The 19,372-nt window shown below is 59.3% G+C and carries 19 protein-coding genes; 13 read left to right on the top strand and 6 right to left on the bottom strand.

The window, feature by feature from the left end:
* Nucleotides 1-4 precede the first annotated feature (4 nt).
* Nucleotides 5-820, bottom strand: coding sequence for a shikimate 5-dehydrogenase (locus LCH65_RS13630; RefSeq protein WP_054081494.1), 816 nt, complete (start codon nt 818-820; stop codon nt 5-7).
* Nucleotides 821-1,031: 211 nt separating this feature from the next.
* Here LCH65_RS13630 and LCH65_RS13625 point away from each other — a divergent pair, with 211 nt between their 5' ends.
* Together LCH65_RS13625 and LCH65_RS13620 are read left to right on the top strand one after the other, a co-directional pair.
* Nucleotides 1,032-1,388, top strand: coding sequence for a hypothetical protein (locus tag LCH65_RS13625; RefSeq protein WP_003410180.1), 357 nt, complete (start codon nt 1,032-1,034; stop codon nt 1,386-1,388).
* 172 nt (nt 1,389-1,560) lie between these two features.
* Nucleotides 1,561-1,743, top strand: coding sequence for a hypothetical protein (locus LCH65_RS13620; RefSeq protein WP_003434175.1), 183 nt, complete (start codon nt 1,561-1,563; stop codon nt 1,741-1,743).
* A 96-nt stretch (nt 1,744-1,839) separates the two neighbouring features.
* Here LCH65_RS13620 and LCH65_RS13615 read toward each other — a convergent pair whose 3' ends face one another.
* A complete protein-coding gene (locus LCH65_RS13615; RefSeq protein ID WP_003369287.1) occupies nt 1,840-2,400 on the bottom strand; it encodes a hypothetical protein in 561 nt (186 codons plus the stop codon).
* 262 nt (nt 2,401-2,662) lie between these two features.
* Here LCH65_RS13615 and pbpG point away from each other — a divergent pair, with 262 nt between their 5' ends.
* A complete protein-coding gene (pbpG, locus tag LCH65_RS13610) occupies nt 2,663-3,604 on the top strand; it encodes a D-alanyl-D-alanine endopeptidase (protein ID WP_072366525.1) in 942 nt (313 codons plus the stop codon).
* 71 nt (nt 3,605-3,675) lie between these two features.
* On the opposite strand, the gene LCH65_RS13605 is transcribed toward pbpG, so the two are convergent.
* Nucleotides 3,676-5,106: an NAD-dependent succinate-semialdehyde dehydrogenase gene (locus LCH65_RS13605; RefSeq protein WP_054081495.1), complete on the bottom strand. Its 1,431-nt coding sequence runs from the start codon at nt 5,104-5,106 to the stop codon at nt 3,676-3,678.
* Between the two features lie 250 nt (nt 5,107-5,356).
* Between LCH65_RS13605 and LCH65_RS13600 the strand changes: the two genes are divergently transcribed.
* Entirely contained in the window at nt 5,357-8,128 is a 2,772-nt protein-coding gene (locus tag LCH65_RS13600; protein WP_103736333.1) for an RHS repeat-associated core domain-containing protein, read from the top strand.
* A 107-nt stretch (nt 8,129-8,235) separates the two neighbouring features.
* Here the strand turns inward: LCH65_RS13600 and LCH65_RS13595 are convergent, their stop codons facing one another.
* A complete protein-coding gene (locus LCH65_RS13595; protein ID WP_003369279.1) occupies nt 8,236-9,096 on the bottom strand; it encodes a glucose 1-dehydrogenase in 861 nt (286 codons plus the stop codon).
* Between the two features lie 112 nt (nt 9,097-9,208).
* Nucleotides 9,209-10,348, bottom strand: a complete 1,140-nt coding sequence (locus tag LCH65_RS13590) for a glutathione-independent formaldehyde dehydrogenase (protein ID WP_003318011.1) — start codon at nt 10,346-10,348, stop codon at nt 9,209-9,211.
* Between the two features lie 271 nt (nt 10,349-10,619).
* On the opposite strand from LCH65_RS13590, the gene LCH65_RS13585 reads away from it, so the two are divergent.
* From LCH65_RS13585 to LCH65_RS13560, 6 genes are all read left to right on the top strand, one after another.
* Nucleotides 10,620-11,210 carry an amino acid synthesis family protein gene (locus tag LCH65_RS13585; protein ID WP_005757904.1) on the top strand — a complete coding sequence of 197 codons (591 nt, stop codon included), beginning with the start codon at nt 10,620-10,622 and terminating at the stop codon, nt 11,208-11,210.
* Between the two features lie 53 nt (nt 11,211-11,263).
* Complete coding sequence (locus LCH65_RS13580; RefSeq protein ID WP_044309619.1) at nt 11,264-12,112, top strand: alpha/beta fold hydrolase; 849 nt, start codon at nt 11,264-11,266, stop codon at nt 12,110-12,112.
* Entirely contained in the window at nt 12,109-13,590 is a 1,482-nt protein-coding gene (locus LCH65_RS13575; RefSeq protein WP_003369271.1) for an aldehyde dehydrogenase, read from the top strand. The genes LCH65_RS13580 and LCH65_RS13575 overlap by 4 nt, the downstream gene beginning before the upstream one ends.
* A gap of 13 nt (nt 13,591-13,603) precedes the next feature.
* The gene (locus LCH65_RS13570) at nt 13,604-14,089 is read left to right on the top strand and encodes a flavin reductase family protein (protein WP_003434184.1); all 486 of its coding nucleotides are present in this window, start codon (nt 13,604-13,606) and stop codon (nt 14,087-14,089) included.
* A gap of 175 nt (nt 14,090-14,264) precedes the next feature.
* Nucleotides 14,265-15,017 carry a GntR family transcriptional regulator gene (locus tag LCH65_RS13565; RefSeq protein WP_003369267.1) on the top strand — a complete coding sequence of 251 codons (753 nt, stop codon included), beginning with the start codon at nt 14,265-14,267 and terminating at the stop codon, nt 15,015-15,017.
* A 1-nt stretch (nt 15,018) separates the two neighbouring features.
* Nucleotides 15,019-15,582, top strand: a complete 564-nt coding sequence (locus LCH65_RS13560) for an NUDIX hydrolase (RefSeq protein ID WP_003369265.1) — start codon at nt 15,019-15,021, stop codon at nt 15,580-15,582.
* A 32-nt stretch (nt 15,583-15,614) separates the two neighbouring features.
* Here LCH65_RS13560 and LCH65_RS13555 read toward each other — a convergent pair whose 3' ends face one another.
* A complete protein-coding gene (locus tag LCH65_RS13555; protein ID WP_003434186.1) occupies nt 15,615-15,905 on the bottom strand; it encodes a DUF1330 domain-containing protein in 291 nt (96 codons plus the stop codon).
* Nucleotides 15,906-15,999: 94 nt separating this feature from the next.
* Between LCH65_RS13555 and ribBA the strand changes: the two genes are divergently transcribed.
* The 3 genes from ribBA (at nt 16,000) to LCH65_RS13540 (ending at nt 19,366) form a co-directional block, all read left to right on the top strand.
* On the top strand, nt 16,000-17,109 hold the full coding sequence (gene ribBA / locus LCH65_RS13550; protein ID WP_058416163.1) for a bifunctional 3,4-dihydroxy-2-butanone-4-phosphate synthase/GTP cyclohydrolase II: 1,110 nt from the start codon (nt 16,000-16,002) through the stop codon (nt 17,107-17,109).
* Between the two features lie 290 nt (nt 17,110-17,399).
* Nucleotides 17,400-18,425, top strand: a complete 1,026-nt coding sequence (locus tag LCH65_RS13545; protein ID WP_003369260.1) for an ABC transporter substrate-binding protein — start codon at nt 17,400-17,402, stop codon at nt 18,423-18,425.
* Nucleotides 18,410-19,366, top strand: a complete 957-nt coding sequence (locus LCH65_RS13540; protein ID WP_226439548.1) for an ABC transporter permease — start codon at nt 18,410-18,412, stop codon at nt 19,364-19,366. Before LCH65_RS13545 ends, LCH65_RS13540 begins: the two co-directional genes overlap by 16 nt.
* Nucleotides 19,367-19,372 lie beyond the last annotated feature (6 nt).

Here is a 19,372-nt window from a genome sequence, read left to right as displayed (position 1 = left end):
CCGGCTAGCCGGCTCTGGCGAAGGCTGCCGCCTGCTGATACTGCTCGTCGGTCGGGCGCACCCCGGTATAGAGCACAAACTGCTCCAGTGCCTGGATAGCCGCCACTTCATCACCACTCACCACACGCTTGCCCAAGCGACGTGCAGCCTGGATAAGCGGCGTGTCGGCCGGGGTAGCCACCACATCGAAAACCGTTTCAGCGGCGTCGATGGCTTGCAGGTCAAACGACAGCTCGTCAGCTTGCGCGCCCTGCATCCCTAATGGAGTGACATTGACCAGCAAGGGTGGCCGCGCGCTACCCAGCTCCGCTTGCCAGCGAAAGCCGCACGCCTCTGCGAGACGCCGGCCGGCCTGCTCGTTACGGGCCACGATCAGCCCCTCGGTGAAACCCGCATCACGCAGCGCGAACGCGACTGCCTTGGCCATTCCCCCGCTTCCACGCAGGGCAAACGCGCTGCGCGGCACCGCATGGCTCTCCATCAGTTGAGCGACAGCGATGTAATCGGTGTTGAACGCCTTCAGATGCCCGTCGGTGTTGACGATGGTATTGATCGACTGGATAGCGGCAGCCGAGGCGTCCAGTTCGTCAACCAGCTCGATGCAGGCCTCCTTGAAGGGCATCGAAACTGCGCTGCCACGAATCCCCAGCGAGCGTATGCCGGCCACGGCGGCGGCGAGGTCTTTGGGGGCGAAAGTCTTGTAATAGAAGTTCAAGCCCAACTGCTGATAAAGATGATTATGGAAACGCACACCAAAGTTGCCGGGGCGGGCGGCCATGGACATGCACAATAATGTCTCCCTGTTAGCAGTGACGGACATCGGGTGTTTCCTCCAGACGGTAATGGCTTGAATCTTCGATAGAAGCGTATGCTACGCACCAGCGAGCGCGAGGACATACGCGGCACACCTTACATAAAATTTACTCAGCACTTTCGCAGATTCTTACAATTTCGGTGTCATAGTGTTATCCCGTGGCAGTGCTTGAGAGTGATGCAGGCGCGCGACAACGGGTTGAGAGCGAGGAACAGTCATGATTCGTCAAATCCCCAAGATCGCCTTGTTTGTAGGTGCCTTGGCCCTTGCTGGCCAGGCGAATGCTGACCGTGGCTGGGGTGGCCCTGCCGTGGTAGGTGCTATCGTTGGCGCTGCCGTTGTCGGGGCGGCGGTATCTTCAGGTCGCGACAGAACGGTGTACGTCGAGCGCGAGCCGGTATACGTGCAACAGCAGCCGGTCTACTACGCGCCGCCACCGGTCTATTACCAGCCGGCCCCGGTCTATCAGGTTGTGGAGCGCTACCCACCGCCTCCACCGCCAGGCTACTACCACCGTTACGGGCCACCGCCAGGCCCCGGCTATTACTACGGTCCGCCACGCGGCCGTTGGTAACAGAACAAAAAACCCGCCTTTTAAGGCGGGTTTTTCGTTGCTGTGCTCACATAATTGGCTGCCAATGCAATGCGCCAAACCCTCGTTGTTATCAATGACCACTATTGAGAGCGTCGATTTCTGACTTGCCCGCCTGCCCTCTACAGTAGCGCCATGGATTGAGGAGGCACTTATGGCCAAGGTACACATCATGTCCGTCGTCGGTAGCGCAGTTCCAGCCCCGCTCAGAGAGCGCGGCCTGTTGGCCTGCTGGTACCTGATTCAGGATGGCGAACCCGTCAGCGGCCCGCTCGCGTCATTGCCTGTTGCAGAGGCCCTGTCGCGGCAACTGCAGTGTCAACCCCTCAACAGCTGACTTCTTCTGCAAACCTCGTGCGTTGCTCCGCACATCCCTTGCCCGCCTCTTCGATGGCGGGCTTTTTTTTGCCATGGAAAAAGCCGGTGACCAGACTCAGCCGCGCTCGGCCATGGCCGCGTTGACCTGACAGCGATGGGCCAGTTTCTGCAGGCGTTTCTCCAGCGCCATGAACACCACACGATCGGTACGGCCACTGTCGAGCTCATCGATCAGGTCATTGGCGACCTGACGCAATTCGTAAGCCAGCACCACGCGGTCATCGTTGAGGTCCTGTTTATGCGACTCGAACAGGCGATGCAGGTAATCCTGCAAGGTGTATTTCAGGCTATGCCGGTCACTGGCGCGCAGATGGGTCAGGTTGAGGCTGATACGGCCCTGCAGTTCGCTCAGCTCGCCGCACAGGTACTGCATGCGCCGCGCGTAACCCACTTCCCGGTCACGTATCTGCCTGTGCGCCAGTTCCGCTTCCTGCTTGCGCTGGATGGCCGGTACTGCCACAGCGGCCATCAGCCCGACGATCAGACCGATCGCCTGCATCCAGCCGGCCCAGTCACTCGGACGTGAGGTAAAGCCGACACCCAGCAGCAGAATGACGATCAATGAAGCGATGATCACCAGTACTGCGTAATCCTTGCTGACAAACCCCTTGAGCATTGCATGACTCCTGAATCGGTGACCTGAATGGCATGGAATGCTAATCGGTGCGGGCCTTGCGCACCACGAATATTCAATTCAGATGTGGTTTTTGGCAGGTTCCAGAGCAGAAAGCGACTTAACAGCAACTTAATGAATGACCGATTGCGTCATTTATTGCGCAAACGCCCACCCCAGCCCATCGACATACAGCAAAGTCTGCTCATAAAATGCAGCGTTTTGACGCGATCCCTTCCATTTACCACCTTTTATCGAGTGAGCCTTGCTCTTGAAAATCCGTCTGTCTTTTTTGGGCCTATTATTTGTACTTACCGGCCCGGTGCTTTCTACCCCTACGCTGGCAAATGAACCCGCTGTTCTGAACCGTGATCCTTCCAACCTGCACCTTGCCTCGGGCAGCGCAATGGTCATCGACCTGCAGACCGACAAGGTGCTGTATTCCAGCAACCCGGATGTGATCGTGCCGATTGCCTCGGTCACCAAGCTGATGACCGCGATGGTCGTGCTGGATGCCAAGCAGCCGATGGACGAAGTCATTCCGGTGAACATTTCCCAGACACCGGAAATGAAAGGCGTCTTCTCCCGAGTCAAGCTCGGCAGTGAAATGAACCGTCGGGACATGTTGCTGATCACCCTGATGTCCTCGGAAAACCGCGCGGCGGCCAGCCTGGCGCACAGCTATCCGGGCGGCTATCCGGCGTTCATTCTGGCGATGAACGCCAAGGCCAAGGCGCTGGGCATGAAGCACACGGCCTACGTCGAACCCACCGGCCTGTCGGTGTACAACGTGTCGACCGCGCGCGACCTCACCAAGCTGGTGATGGCGGCGCGCAAATACCCGCTGCTCAGTGAACTGAGCACCACCGAGCAGAAGACCGTGACCTTCCGCAAACCGACCTACACCCTCGGTTTCAGCAACACAGATCATCTGGTGCGCAAGGATAACTGGGACATCAAGCTGACCAAGACCGGCTTTACCAACCAGGCCGGTCACTGCCTGGTGCTGCTGACCAGCATGGCCAACCGCCCGGTTTCAGTGGTGATTCTCGATGCGTTCGGCAAGTACACGCACTTTGCCGACGCCAGCCGCATACGCAAGTGGATGGAGACCGGTCAGAGCGGCCCAGCGCCCGAAGTGGCCCTGCAGTACAAGAAGGAAAAGAATCTGGTCATGAGACAGACCGGTATTCAAGCCAGAGACTGAGTCACGCTGGCAACGAAAAACGGTCGCGATGCTTGCACATCGCGACCGTTTTTTATTTCCCCGAGCGACACTCAGTTGTATTGAGTGACCAGCTTGGTATTCAGGTAGGCCTCAATGGCCTCGGTGCCGCCTTCGGAACCGTAACCGGAATCCTTGATCCCGCCGAACGGTACTTCCGGCAAGCCGATGCCCTGATGATTGATCGACAGCATCCCCGCTTCGATAAAGGTACTCAGCGCTTGCGCAGTCTTCATCGACGTGGTGAAGGCATAGGATGCCAGCCCGAACGGCACGCGGTTTGACTCGGCAATCGCCTCCTCTAGCGTGTCGAAAGGCACCAGCAACGCGACAGGGCCGAAAGGCTCCTCATTCATGATGCGCATCTGCGGCTTCAGGCCACTCAACACGGTCGGCTCGAAGAAATAGCCCGCCCCCTCGACAGCCTTGCCACCGGCAGACAGCGTCGCGCCACCACGCACCGCGTCATCGATCAGATCGACCAGCGCAGGAATACGTCGATCATTGGCCACAGGGCCCATGGTGGTGCCCGCTTCCAGACCGTTACCCACCTTGATTTCGCGAGTCAGGCCAACGAATTTCTCGGTGAACGCGTCGAGTACCTTGCGCTGCACCAGAATCCTGGTCGGCGACACGCAGACCTGCCCGGCGTTACGGAACTTGGCGGTGGCCAGCACGCGAGCGGCGAGGTCGATATCCGCATCATCGAACACCAGCGCCGGTGCATGACCACCCAGTTCCATGGTTGCCCGCTTCATGTGCTTGCCAGCCAATGCGGCCAGTTGCTTGCCGACCGGCGTAGAGCCAGTGAACGTGACCTTGCGAATGACCGGATGCGGGATCAGGTAGCCGGAAATTTCTGCCGGATCACCGTAGACCAGACCGATGACGCCAGCCGGCACACCGGCATCGGCGAAAGCGCGAATCAGCTCGGCAGGCGACGCTGGCGTTTCTTCCGGGGCCTTGACGATGATCGAGCAGCCCGCAGCCAGTGCCGAGGACAACTTGCGCACCACCTGGTTGATCGGGAAATTCCAGGGAGTGAACGCAGCGACCGGGCCGACCGGCTCCTTGATGACTTTCTGTTCGATGGACACGCCCCGCGACGGCACGAGACGACCGTAACTGCGACGCCCTTCTTCGGCCAGCCAGTCGATGATGTCAGCCGCCGACAGGGTTTCCATGCGCGCTTCGGCCAAGGGCTTGCCCTGCTCCTGCGTCATGATTCGGGCGATGCTGTCTGCACGCTCGCGAATCAGGTTCGCCGCTTTCTGCATCAGCTTGTAGCGATCATAAGCCGAGGTGGCACGCCAGGTGGCAAAGCCACGCTCGGCCGCCGCCAGAGCTTCGTCAAGGTCGGCGATACCGGCATGCGCCACAGTGCCCAGCGCCTCGCCCGTCGCCGGGTTGATGACTGACAACGTGCGATTGTCGCGGCTTGCGCGCCATTGACCATCGATATAAAGCTGTACGTCTGGATACATGAACAATTTCTCCATAAGTCGCTGAAAGGAACGGTGTGACCGACGGATCAGACTCGCTGATCGGCACCGGCCATCGGCAAAAATGCCAAGCGCTACGGCTCGTCGATTTTGCGACGCGTCATGACGCGCGTCGACAGGCTCACAACACGTTTGAAGCCGGTGGTCTCATAGGCCTGCGCTATGCTGCACTTACGACGATACTTTACTTACATAGCCTGGACTCAAGTCACCAGTCAGGGATGACGTGATCATGAACGTACAGTCTGCCGCATTGCATCATCATACGCCCCGCCTGAGTGTCATTGAGCCACGCGGCCTGGAGATTCGCGCGATTGATTTTTGGCGCAACCAGGCCACGGACACGCCGGCAGTTCTTATAAACCGCGTGGCTCATGATGCTGCCGGGCATCCGGTCAACTGCTGGGATGCAAGGCTCTGGGAAAGCCAGGCTGCCGTCAATCTTGCCACTGTGTTTTCCCTGAGTGGTCAGGCGCTTCTCAGCGACAGTGTCGATGCCGGTTGGCGGCTGATGTTGGCCGGTGACAGCGGCGCGGTCGTGGCTGGATGGGATGGCCGTGGGACTGAGCGGAGCGTGCAGTATGACGCCCTACTCAGACCCGTTGCCATCATTGAAAACGGACGCTGCGTCGAGCGGCGGCAATACGGCGGGCCGGATACCAAGGGCCATAATCAGTGCGGCCAATGTATACGCCATGATGACCCGGCTGGTTCGCGAATGGATAACGAGTTCGCCTTGGCGGGTGGCGTGCTTGAACAGACGCGGCATTTTCTCTTCAATCCCGAAAATGTCGACTGGCCAGAACCGCTGGCAGAACGTGACGCCCTGCTCGAATCTGGTCCAGGCGCGACTACGCGCTGGGCACACAGTCCACTTGGCGATGTCATCTCGCAAACGGACGCCCAGCGTAACGTCCAGACCTTTGCTCATACTGTGGCAGGTCATATTGAGGCCATTTCACTTAGCCTCCCCGGACAGACAGAGCGAGTTCTGGTTCACAGTATCGATTACGACGCTCAAGGCCACGTAACCTCGGAAACGGCTGGCAACGGCGTTGTGACCAAGGCGGTGCACGACGCCGCAGATGGCCGTCTGATTGAACTCAAAGGCACACGGGCAGATGGTCAACTGCTGCAACATCTGCTCTATGACTACGACCCGATGGGCAATGTCCTGCGTATCGAGGATCGCACCCAGCCGACACGGTGTTATGCCGGTCAGCGCATCGAGCCGGTGTCGACGTATCAATACGACACGCTGTATCAGTTGATCCAGGCTACGGGCACGGAGTCTACGAAACTCAATCAAGGCCCTGTTTTTCCATCCTTCCAGTGTCCGCTCGACCTGACGCAGCTGGCCAATTACACGCAAACCTACCGCTATGATGCGAGCGGCAATCTGTTGCAACTGACCCACACGGGCACCCAGTCCCACTCGCGCACCCTGATCACTTCGCAAACCAGCAATCGCAGCCTGCCGGTTATCAACGATCGACCGCCGGATGAAGCGGCCATCGCTGCCGCGTTCGACGCCAATGGCAATCTGAATGAGTTGCAAGCCGGGCAAGCGATGAGCTGGGACTGGCGTAATCAGTTGCAGCAAGTGCGGCCGGTGGTTCGGGCAGCGGGTGACGACGACAAAGAGCGCTACATCTACGACGCCAGTGGGCAACGCCTGCGCAAAATCCATACGACCAAGGCGAAAGCCGTTGTCCACAGTGCCGAAGTGCGCTACTTACCAGGCCTGGAGGTGCACAGCAACAGCGCCACAGCCGAGACTTTGCACGTTATCGTCACCCAGGCCGGGCGCAACGAGGCTCGGGTATTGCACTGGCAGGCGGGTCAACCCGAAGGACTTGAAAACGATCAGGTTCGCTACAGCTTCGCCGATCATCTGGGGTCCGGCACCCTGGAGCTGGATAACAACGCGCGCATCATCAGCCAGGAAAGTTACTACCCGTTTGGTGGTACCTCGTGGTGGGCAGGGCGCAGTACGGTTGAAGCCAGCTATAAAACCATTCGTTATTCCGGCAAGGAACGCGACGCGACGGGGCTGTACTACTACGGCCTGCGCTATTACGCGCCATGGTTGCAGCGATGGATCAATCCGGACCCGGCGGGCACAGTGGACGGGATGAATCTGTATCGTTTTGTCAGGAATTCGCCTTTGCGGTTTGCTGATCAACAGGGGGCTGCTCCCTACGACGTGCCCATTACCGTTGTCGTTGCAAAGGACCTTTCCGAGTTCGCGCCTGAGCAGCTATCCAAAATGTATGACGTTAGGGATGTTGCCGTTTCGTTATTGGAGTTCACGCGTTCCGAGCTGCTAAAAGCATCACCGAGGCGAGACGTAAACAAGGCTTTCGACGCAACCTTTGGCGCGCTGGATCCGAGCGCTCGCGCCGCTACGAGCATCGACGTGGAAGATTCGTTACGGCAGATGCAGGAGCTCATTGAGTCCATCGGCAGTCCAGACTCTGATCTAACGCTGTTTCTTTTTAACGGACCCGAGGACATTCTCGCATCGACTGATTTTCAAGGCGAGTTTCAGGAATCGGTCGAACGGATTGGGGTGTCAACCTCTCTTCTTGCCAACTACGATGTGCTGGAAGTTGCACGATCCCTTATTCACGAGACCTCCCATGTCCGCCTGAATACAGTGGATGCGTTTTATTATCTGACGGATGCCAGTAAGCGCCTTGTTAATGGAGCGGATGCCACACAGGTTAAGACGTGGTCAGGCGAGTTCCGAAAGTCGTTAAGAAAAATCTCGACGCATGGCCCCAGGGAAAACCGATTCGATCCAGCCAACTATATATTCGCCATGCAGGCGTTGACCGAGAATGCGCACACCCGAGCAGAGCGAAAACAAGAATTCTTGAGCAACACAACGACCCGAACTTCATTATTGCTGATGAATGCCGACACGCTTTCGTCGCTTGTCATGGCGACCGGACAGCCTGCCCGATATGCGCAGACACGGATGAATCAGTCTGGAAATTAGACAATCAATGGCAGTACCCGCTTGAGCAAATACAGAGTGTCATTGACGCCTGAAAAAACGGTGCCTGTTTGAGCACCGTTTCAACAAAAAAGGCGTTGTCGGGGTAATTACAGAACCGGCTTGCCGCCCGTCACTGCATAGCGCGAGCCGGAAATGTAACTGGCTTCGTCAGAGGCCAGCAGCACATAGATCGGCGAAACTTCCACCGGCTGCCCCGGGCGCCCCAGCGGTGTCTCGCTACCGAAGCTTTTCACATCTTCGTCGGTCATGGTCGCCGGGATCAACGGGGTCCAGATCGGACCTGGAGCAACGCTGTTCACGCGGATGCCCTTCTCGCCCAGCAACTGCGCCAGACCACCGGTGAAGTTGGCGATTGCGCCCTTGGTGGTTGCGTAGGCCAGCAACGTCGGCTTGGGCATGTCCGAATTGACCGAACTGGTATTGATGATCGAACCACCCCGCGGCATATGCGGAACCGCAGCCTTGCAGATGCGAAACATCGCCGTGATGTTGATATCGAAGGTTTTGACCCATTCTTCGTCGGAGATTTCGTCCAGCGTTTCATGCGTCATCTGGAACGCAGCGTTGTTGACCAGCACATCGATGCGACCAAACTCTGCAACGGTCTTGCTCACGATGTCTTCGCATTGCTGCTTCTGTGCCAGGTCGCCCGGCAACACCAGGCATTTACGGCCCGCCTCTTCGACCCAGCGCTTGGTTTCTTGCGCGTCTTCATGCTCGTTCAAGTAGGAGATCGCGACCTGTGCGCCTTCACGTGCGAAGGCGATCGCGACTGCGCGGCCGATGCCGCTGTCAGCGCCGGTGATCAGCGCGATCTTGCCCTGCAGACGTCCGGAGCCCTTGTAGCTTTTTTCACCGCAATCGGGATAGGGGTCCATCTTGCCCTGCATGCCTGGAACATCTTGTGGCTGGCTGGCAAATGGCGGCTTTGGGTATTCTTCGTTCATCTGAATAAATCTCGTTGAATAAAATGTTCTGACTGAAGTGCTGACGCCCTTGTCGATCGCCTGTGGCAGATACGACAAGGGCTCTCAGGCAAGGCCTGGTCAACTGCGCTTATCACGCACCTGGCTTGAGCACGACCTTGGTCCAGCCTTCATCACGCGCATCGAAGTGCTTGTAGGCGTCAGGGCCTTCTTCAAGTTTCAGGCGATGGGAAATGATCTGCGACGGCTTGGCGCGACCGTGGTGTATCAGCTCGGCAAGGCGACGGTTATAAGCCTTGACGTTGGCCTGGCCGGTGCGGATCTGCTGGCCCTTGAACCAGAACGAACCGAAGTCGAAGGCCATCTTGCCTTCCTTCGCGAGGTCGCTTTTGGCGCCCGGATCCTGCGGCACGAAAACGCCCACGACACCGATTCCACCTGTCGCCTTGGTCGAGGCAACGAGATTGTTCATGGTGACGTGGTTGGCCTCGTGACCATGACGGTCGCAGCACTGATAACCGACGCACTCACAGCCACGGTCGGTGCCTTTGCCATCGGTCAGATTGAGGATCTGATCCACTGCGCCCTGCTCCAGCGAGTTGATCGGCGTCGCGCCCATCTTCGCCGCGAGTGCCAGACGATCTGGATGGTTGTCGACCACGAACACCTGCGACGCGCCCTTGATCATCGCCGAGTGGGCAGCCATCAGGCCGACCGGACCGGCACCATAGATGGCAACGCTTTCGCCAGGCAGCAGCCCGGCCAGTTCGGTGGCATGCCAACCGGTAGGAAAGATGTCCGAGAGCATAACGTAATCCTCTTCACGCTCGGCGGCATCTTCGGGCAACAGCAGGCAGTTGAAGTCGGCATACGGCACACGCAACAGCTCGGCCTGGCCACCTTCATGATCGCCCATGTCGGCAAAGCCGTAAGCCGCACCCGCGCTGCCCGGGTTGGCGGTCAGGCAATAACCGGTCAGGCCCTTCTCACAGTTTTCGCAAAAGCCGCAGCCGATATTGAACGGCAGGCACACCCAGTCGCCCACTTTGATGCGGTCGACGCCGGCGCCGACTTCGATCACCTGGCCGAGGTTCTCATGGCCGAAAATGCGCCCGGTCTCGAAAGACGTGCGGCCTTCGTACATGTGCAGGTCCGAGCCACAGATATTGGTGGAGGTCACTCGGACAAGAGCATCTGTTGGCTTCTGGATCTTCGCATCCGGTACGTTTTTGACACTGACGTCACGCGGACCGCCATAGACGATAGCTTTCATGTTCTGAGTCTCCTTGGGTGAAAAATTCGACAGGGCCTTTTATGGCTCACCGAATATCTGTCACGACCAGAAGACGCCTGTTCAAAGCGATTGCCTTCGTACCTGACGAATGGTCATTGATGAACGCGTGCCAGCGCTGCGCGCTCGCAGTGATTCGGGCAAATGAGGCGAGTCCCGACCCCTGTATTCACTGCAAAGAAAGCATTTGCACGCACGATCTTATGGTATACCATCAGACGAAATACAAAAGCACTCGCTCCGGGAGTCGTTCATGAGTTTTGAAATTCGCAAGATCGTCACGTACACCGAAGAAACCTTTATCGAGGGCGGCAAGGCCGCCGACAAGCCGGTCACCATGATCGGGCTGGCGGCCGTGATCAAGAACCCTTGGCTGGGCCGTGGTTTCGTCGAAGACCTGAAACCGGAGATTCGCGCCAACTGCTCCGCACTGGGCGAGTTGATGGTCAAGCGCCTCACCGATGCGATTGGCGGCGCACAGAACATCGAGGCCTACGGCAAGGCTGCAGTGGTCGGGGCGGAAGGCGAAATCGAACACGCTTCGGCCGTGATCCATACCCTGCGCTTTGGCAATCATTACCGTGAGGCCGTCAAGGCCAAGAGCTACCTGAGCTTCACCAACAAACGCGGCGGCCCAGGTACGTCGATCCAGATTCCGATGATGCACAAGGACGATGAAGGGCTGCGCTCGCACTACATCACCCTGGAAATGCACATCGAAGATTCGCCGCGTGCCGACGAAATCATCGTAGTCCTTGGTGCCGCCAACGGTGGACGCCTGCACCCACGAATCGGCAATCGCTATATAGACCTGGAAGAGCTGGCGGCCGAAAAAGCCCAGTAACTCATGAAGGGCTCGTCGCCCGATCACCTTTGTCATCTGCGCAGGAGCGATCCATGATTCAGCTCACCGCTGAACACACCCCGGCGGGTACCAGCTATCTGGCTACCGGCCAAGGTCACCCCGTGGTGTTGATTCACGGGGTGGGCCTTAACAAGGAAATGTGGGGCGGCCAGATCGTCGGGCTGGCCACGCAATATCAGGTCATCGCCTACGACATGCTGGGCCACGGTGCCAGCCCTCGCCCCCACCCGGATACGGGTCTGCCAGGCTATGCCGAACAACTGCACGAGCTGCTGACGCACTTGCAACTGCCGCAGGCGGCGGTCGTCGGTTTCTCGATGGGCGGACTGGTGGCGCGTGCGTTTGCGCTGGAGTTTCCCCAGCACCTGTCGGGGCTGGTGGTGCTCAACAGCGTCTTCAATCGCAGCGCGGAACAGCGTGCCAGCGTCATTGCGCGCACCAGTCAGGCTGCCGAGCATGGCCCGGACGCCAATGCGGGCGAAGCGCTGTCACGCTGGTTCAGCCGCGAGTATCAGGCGGCCAGCCCGGCCCAGATTGCGGCCATTCGGCACAACCTGGCCAGCAACGATCCGCAGGGTTACCTGACCACGTACAAGCTGTTCGCCACTCAGGATATGTACCGCGCCGAGGATCTGGGCGATATTCGCGCACCGACGTTGATCGCCACGGGCGAACTTGACCCGGGATCGACGCCCGAAATGGCCCGCGAACTGGCCGCGCGTATCCCTGGTGCCGATGTCGCGATATTGCCCGATCAGCGTCATATGATGCCGGTTGAATCGCCACGCCTGGTCAACCAGGTATTGCTCGGTTTCTTCGAAAAGATCGGCCTCGACAAACCGGCGTCCGCTCACCATTCGATCAAGGGGATTGTTGCATGAGCCTTACCCGCTTTCAGATGTGCATCGACGGTCAATGGGTCGATGCGTTGTCCGGCAAGACCTTCGACAGCCTCGATCCGGCGCGGGCCGAACCCTGGGCGCAACTGCCGGATGCTGACGAAGCTGACGTCGAGCGGGCCGTTCAGGCCGCCCAGAAAGCCTTCGAGAGTCAGGCCTGGCGCGGCCTGACGGCCACGGCACGCGGCAAGCTGCTGCGTAAGCTGGGCGACCTGATTGCCGAAAACAAGGAGCAACTGGCACAGCTGGAAAGCCGCGACAACGGCAAACTGATTCGCGAAACCCGCGGGCAGGTCGGCTATCTGCCCGAATTCTTTCATTACACCGCAGGGCTGGCTGACAAACTCGAAGGCGGCACTTTGCCCCTCGACAAGCCCGACCTGTTCGCCTACACCGTGCACGAACCGATGGGCGTAGTGGCCGGGATCATACCTTGGAACAGCCCGCTGTACCTGACCGCCATCAAGCTGGCCCCGGCACTGGCGGCAGGCAACACCATTGTCCTCAAACCCTCGGAACACGCCTCGGCCACCGTGCTCGAGCTGGCGCGTCTGGCACTTGAAGCCGGCATTCCACCGGGCGTGGTCAACGTCATCACCGGTTACGGCCCGACCACTGGCGCGGCCCTCACCCGGCACCCGCTGGTGCGCAAGATAGCCTTCACCGGTGGCGCGGCTACGGCGCGTCATGTGGTGCGCAGCAGCGCGGAGAACTTCGCCAAACTGTCGCTGGAACTGGGCGGAAAATCACCCAACATCATCTTCGCCGACGCCGATCTGGACAGCGCCATCAATGGCGCCGTCGCCGGCATCTATGCGGCGTCCGGGCAAAGCTGTGTTTCCGGCTCGCGATTGCTGGTGCAGGACGAAATCTACGACGAGTTCGTCGAACGCCTGGCAGAGCGCGCCAGTCGTATCCGCATCGGCAATCCGCAGGATGAAGGCACCGAAATGGGTCCGATGGCCACCGCTCAGCAACTGGCCGTGGTAGAAGGCCTGGTGGCCGACGCGCTGGCCGAAGGTGCACGCCTGCGTCTGGGCGGCAAGCGACCGACGCTGGACAGCAAAGGCTGGTTCTATGAACCTACGCTGTTCGAGTGCGATCACAATTCGATGAAGATCATGCAGGAAGAAGTATTCGGCCCGGTGGCATCGGTGATTCGTTTCAAGGACGAAGCCGAAGCGCTGGCCATCGCCAACGACTCCCAGTTTGGTCTCGCCGCCGGAATATGGACCCGCGACCTTGGCCGGGCACACCGTCTGGCGCGGGATATTCGCTCAGGTATCATCTGGGTCAATACGTATCGAGCCGTGTCGGCCATGGCGCCCATCGGCGGTTTCAAAAATAGCGGCTACGGTCGTGAGAGCGGGATAGACTCCGTGCTGGCCTACACCGAACTGAAAACGGTGTGGATCAACCTTTCGCAGGCGCCCATGCCTGATCCATTTGTCATGCGTTAACGAGGCCGCTGCGATGATAGAACCCGGTATTTACAAAGAAGTCATGGCGTCATTCCCTTCGGGCGTGACCATCGTCACCACCCTCGACCCTGAGGGCAACCTGTTCGGTATTACTGCCAGCGCATTCAGTGCGCTGTCCATCGACCCGGCCCTGGTGCTGTTCTGCCCTAACTATGAGTCGGACACTTACCCGGTGTTGCGTGACAGCAAAAAATTCGCGATTCACCTGCTGTCTGCCGACCAGCAGATAGAAGCCTATGCCTTCGCCAGTAAGGGCAAGGACAAGACCAAGGGCATCGAGTGGCAGTTGAGCGAGCTGGGCAATCCGCTGCTGAGCAAGGCCACGGCGATCATCGAGTGTGAGCTGTGGCGGGAATACGACGGCGGCGATCACGCGATCATTGTCGGCGAGGTGAAAAACCTGATCCTGCCCGCGACACCGGTCACACCGATGGTCTATCACCGGGGCAAGATGGGTGCACTGCCAGCCATCGTCTGAGGTAGCTCAGGGCAGTCTTGGTGGTTGCAGGCACGGGCGTGATAAACTCGGCCGCGACCCGGGTTCATCCATCCGGGCCATGCAGCAGCCCGCGCGGTTTGCGGGTTGCCGACATGAGCGAGACGTTATTTCCAGTCACGTTTTTACTTTGACAGCCCCATTCCGAGCACACCCGATGAAACGCCTGCCTCTCGACGACACCTTCAAGGTCAACCGCAACCCCGTCACACTGCGCGAGATCGTGCTGGACAAGCTGCGCAGCGCAATCATGAACTTTCAACTGCTGCCGGGCGATCGTCTGGTCGAGCGTGATCTGTGTGACCGCCTCGGGGTAAGCCGCACGTCGGTTCGCGAAGCACTGCGCCACCTGGAATCCGAAGGCCTGGTGGAGTTCGCCGATGCCAAGGGCCCGCGTGTTGCAATCATCACGCTGGCTGATGCCTGCGATATCTACGAACTACGCTGCGTGCTGGAAGGCCTGATCGTTCAGCTGTTTACCCTGCGGGCCAAGCCCAAGGACATTCGCGCTCTGGAAAAAGCCCTGGAGGAAAATCGTCAGGCGCTCAAGGAAGGCGAACTGCAGCAGGTGATCGACTCGGTCCAGGGTTTCTACGATGTATTGCTGGAAGGCTCGGGCAACCATGTCGCCGCGACCCAGCTACGCCAGTTGCAGGCGCGCATCAGCTACCTGCGCGCCACCTCGGTATCCCAGGAAAATCGCCGCGGTGCCAGCAACAAGGAAATGGAGCTCATGGTCGAAGCGATCAAGAGCGGCGACCCGCTGGCCGCGCACCAGGCGTCGGTCGATCACGTACGCAACGCCGCACGTGTGGCGCTGGAATACCTCAAATCCAAGCAGGACGAAGACAGCAAAGTCCGTGACATCATCGCCCCCGTTGCGCTGAAAGAACCTCGCATAGGTCGCTGAAATGGCCACACCGCGCTTCTGTCCTCAATGCGGTAGCGCTGATCTGGCTCAGCGTGTCCCGTCTGGCGATACGCACGTGCGGCTGGTCTGTGGCGGCTGTCAGTATATTCACTACATCAACCCGAAGATCATCGCGGGTTGCATCATCGAGCAGGAAGGCAAGTACCTGCTTTGCCAGCGCGCCATCCCGCCGCGCCCGGGCACCTGGACACTGCCTGCCGGTTTCATGGAAAGCGGCGAAACCACCGAGCAGGCGGCGCTGCGTGAAGTCTGGGAAGAAACCGGTGTGCGCGCCGAGATCCTTTCGCCCTACTCTATCTTCAGCGTGCCGCGCATCAGCGAAGTCTACATTGTGTTCCGCGCCATCGCGCTGGAGGTGACCGGCCAGTTCGGCCCGGAAACCCTGGATTACAGATTCTTCGCCCCCGAAGACATCCCATGGGACAGCATCTATTACCCCGCCATCCGCCAGATACTGGAACGCTATATCGAAGAACGTCAGGCGGGTGTCTACGGTATTTATATCGGTAACGACGACACCGGCAAGGTGCACTTTATCCGGTGAATGCCTGAAGCTTTCAGCTCGCAACTGAACGCTTAAAACTGCCCCTCGACGATCACGATCTCGGCCTTCGAAGCACCCTGCCTGTGGCTCATCGCATGCTGGTACTCGGGCGACCGATAACAGGCCAGCGCCTTCTCGTAGGATTCAAATTCGATAATCACCGTGCGCTGCGGCGTATCACGCCCTTCGAGCGCCTCGGAACGTCCGCCGCGCGCGAGGAACCTGCCACCAAACAGCTCGAAAGCCGCGGGGGCGCGCTGGGTGTATTCGCTGTACTGCTGAGGGTCGGTCACATCAACGTGTGCAATCCAATAGGCTTTCATCGCGGTCTCACTGTTTCATTGATAGGCAATCTGTGAAATATTCTGTCTTATGGTATACCACGATTCATCCACCCATAAAACCGGGAAACTGACTATGGCGTTCGATCGCATCGAAGACATCATCGAAGACTACCGCCAAGGCAAGATGGTGTTGCTGGTCGACGACGAAGACCGGGAAAACGAAGGCGATCTGCTATTGGCTGCCGATTGCTGTTCGCCACAGGCCATCAGCTTCATGGCCCGCGAAGCGCGCGGTCTGATCTGCCTGACGCTGACCGACGAACACTGCCAGCGTCTGGGCCTGGAACAGATGGTACCCAGCAACGGCAGCGTATTCGCCACCGCGTTCACGGTGTCCATCGAAGCGACCACAGGTGTGACCACCGGCATCAGCGCGGCAGATCGTGCGCGTACCGTTCAGGCTGCCGTCAACCCGCACGCAGTACCGGAAGACCTGGTGCAGCCGGGCCATATCTTTCCATTGCGCGCGCGTGACGGCGGCGTCCTGACCCGTGCCGGGCATACCGAAGCGGGCTGCGACCTGGCCCGGCTGGCCGGTTTCACGCCAGCGTCGGTCATCGTTGAAGTCATGAATGATGACGGCAGCATGGCCAGAAGACCTGACCTGGAAGTGTTTGCCAAAAAGCACGGCATCCGCATCGGCACCATCGCCGACCTGATCCATTACCGCCTGAGCACCGAACACACCATCGTCAGGATTGGCGAGCGCGAACTGCCGACCGTGCACGGCACCTTCCGTCTGTTCAGCTACGAAGACCGCATCGAAGGTGGCGTGCACATGGCCATGGTGATGGGCGACATCCGCCGTGACGCCGCTACGCTGGTGCGCGTGCATGTTGTCGACCCGCTGCGCGACCTGGTCGGTGCCGAATACAACGGCCCCGCCAACTGGACGCTTTGGGCCGCCCTGCAACGTATCGCTGAAGAAGGTCACGGCGTGGTGGTGGTGCTCGCCAACCACGAATCTTCCCAAGCGCTGCTGGAGCGCATTCCACAGCTCACCCAGCCGCCACGCCAATACACGCGTTCGCAATCACGTATTTATTCCGAGGTCGGTACGGGCGCACAGATCTTGCAGGATCTGGGCGTCGGCAAGCTGCGCCACCTCGGGCCGCCACTGAAATACGCAGGGTTGACTGGCTACGATCTGGAAGTGATTGAAAATATTCCGTTTCCCGGCTGACCAGGCAAACGCTTGGCGCGCGAGCCTGATAATCCACTGCCTTTAACCGAAGGCGCTGACCAAAAAAGCCACCGTGAAGGCGTTTTGACAGGGCAAAACGCTTGCAGAAAGTTTGGAATACCATAATATGACATTCCATAAATACAAGATCTGGTCAGACGCGCCCGGCGAGGGACAGCACTAATAACAGCACCTGACCTGTACAAGGTTTCAAGGCCCATTGGACCTACTGCTCCCGATTACGCGGGCAAGAAAAGCCCGCTCAAAACACAACAAATGAGGGCGTAAAAATGGTGTTGAACAAACGTGCAACAGCAGTCCTGGCCGCAGGCGTGCTGGCTTTCTCGAGTGTCGCCGCTATTGCCGCCGAGAGCGTCAACTTCGTGAGTTGGGGCGGCTCCACGCAGGACTTTCAGAAGGAGGCCTGGGCGGCGCCGTTCAGCAAGGCCAGCGGCATCACCGTCGTGCAGGACGGTCCTACCGACTACGGCAAACTCAAGGCCATGGTCGAAAGCGGTAACGTGCAGTGGGACGTTGTCGATGTCGAAGCCGACTTCGCCCTGCGCGCCGCCAGTGAAGGCCTGCTGGAGCCTCTGGACTTCACCGCCATCAAACGCGACGAGATCGACAAACGCTTCGTGACTGACCACGGCGCCGGTTCGTTCTTCTTCTCCTTCGTGCTCGGCTACAACGAAAGCAAAGTCGGCGGTAAGGCACCGGGTGACTGGGCCGCGATGTTCGACACCAAGACCTACCCTGGCAAGCGCGCGCTGTACAAGTGGCCAAGCCCCGGCGTGCTGGAACTGGCTCTGCTGGCCGATGGTGTAGCGCCTGACAAGCTTTACCCGCTGGACCTCGACCGCGCCTTCAAGAAACTCGACACCATCAAGAAGGACATCGTCTGGTGGGGCGGCGGTGCGCAGTCCCAGCAACTGCTGGCTTCCGGCGAAGTGTCGATGGGGCAGATGTGGAACGGCCGGGTCTACGCCCTGCAGCAGGATGGCGCGCCGGTGGGTGTGAGCTGGAAACAGAATCTGGTCATGGCTGACTTTCTGGTCGTACCCAAGGGTGCAAAGAACAAGGACGCTGCGATGAAATTCATCGCCAATGCAACCAGTGCCAAAGGCCAGGCGGACTTCTCCAATCTCAGTGCCTATGCCCCGGTCAATACCCAGAGCGTTGCGCGCCTGGACTCTACGCTGGCACCTAACCTGCCGACCGCGCACGTTGCCGATCAAATCACTCTCGACTTCGCATACTGGGCCAAGAACGGCGCTGATATTGCGACACGGTGGAACGAATGGCTGGTCAAGTAAAAATGACAGCGGTTGCTCCTCGTCAATCCATGCCGGCCGGGGGTGCTTCCAGCACCGCTGGCACGGCCAGCCAGAAGGCGCCGGGCATGCAGGCATCCACTTCCCTCGCACAGCGCTGGCGTGGCAGCCGCAATCTGCTTCCGGCGCTGATCTTCCTCGGACTGTTTTTCTTCGCGCCGCTGATTGCCCTGCTGCTGCGGGGCGTGCTGGAACCGGTGCCGGGCCTTGGCAACTATGAGCAACTGTTTGCCAACTCGGCCTACTCGCGGGTGCTGCTCAATACCTTTTCCGTAGCCGGTCTGGTGACGCTGTTCAGCCTGCTGCTGGGCTTCCCGCTCGCCTGGGTGATCACCCTGGTGCCGCGCGGCTGGGGACGCTGGATTCTGAATATCGTGCTGTTGTCGATGTGGACCAGCCTGCTGGCCCGTACCTATTCGTGGCTGGTGCTGTTGCAGGCCTCAGGGGTCGTCAACAAGGCCTTGATGGCCATGGGCATCATCGATCAACCGCTGGAAATGGTGCACAACCTGACCGGTGTGGTGATCGGCATGAGCTACATCATGATTCCGTTCATCGTCCTGCCGCTGCAGGCGACCATGCAAGCCATCGATCCCATGGTGCTGCAGGCGGGTTCGATCTGCGGCGCCAGCCCGTGGAGCAATTTCTTCAGAGTGTTCCTGCCACTGTGCCGTCCGGGGCTGTTTTCCGGAGGCCTGATGGTGTTTGTCATGTCGCTCGGTTATTACGTCACCCCGGCGCTGCTCGGCGGCGCGCAGAACATGATGCTGCCCGAATTCATCGTCCAGCAGGTGCAGTCGTTCCTCAACTGGGGGCTGGCCAGTGCCGCCGCTGCGTTGCTGGTGCTGATCACGCTGGTGCTGTTCTACTTCTACCTGAAGCTCCAGCCGGAATCACCGGTCGGCGCCAGCAATGCGAGGTAAACCGCC

The organism is Pseudomonas sp. MWU16-30316, assembly GCF_020515645.1.
GTDB classification, from domain to species: Bacteria; Pseudomonadota; Gammaproteobacteria; order Pseudomonadales; family Pseudomonadaceae; genus Aquipseudomonas; species Aquipseudomonas cerasi.
Note: the sequence above shows the minus strand (reverse complement) of the source record. Positions and strands in the feature narration are given on the sequence as shown.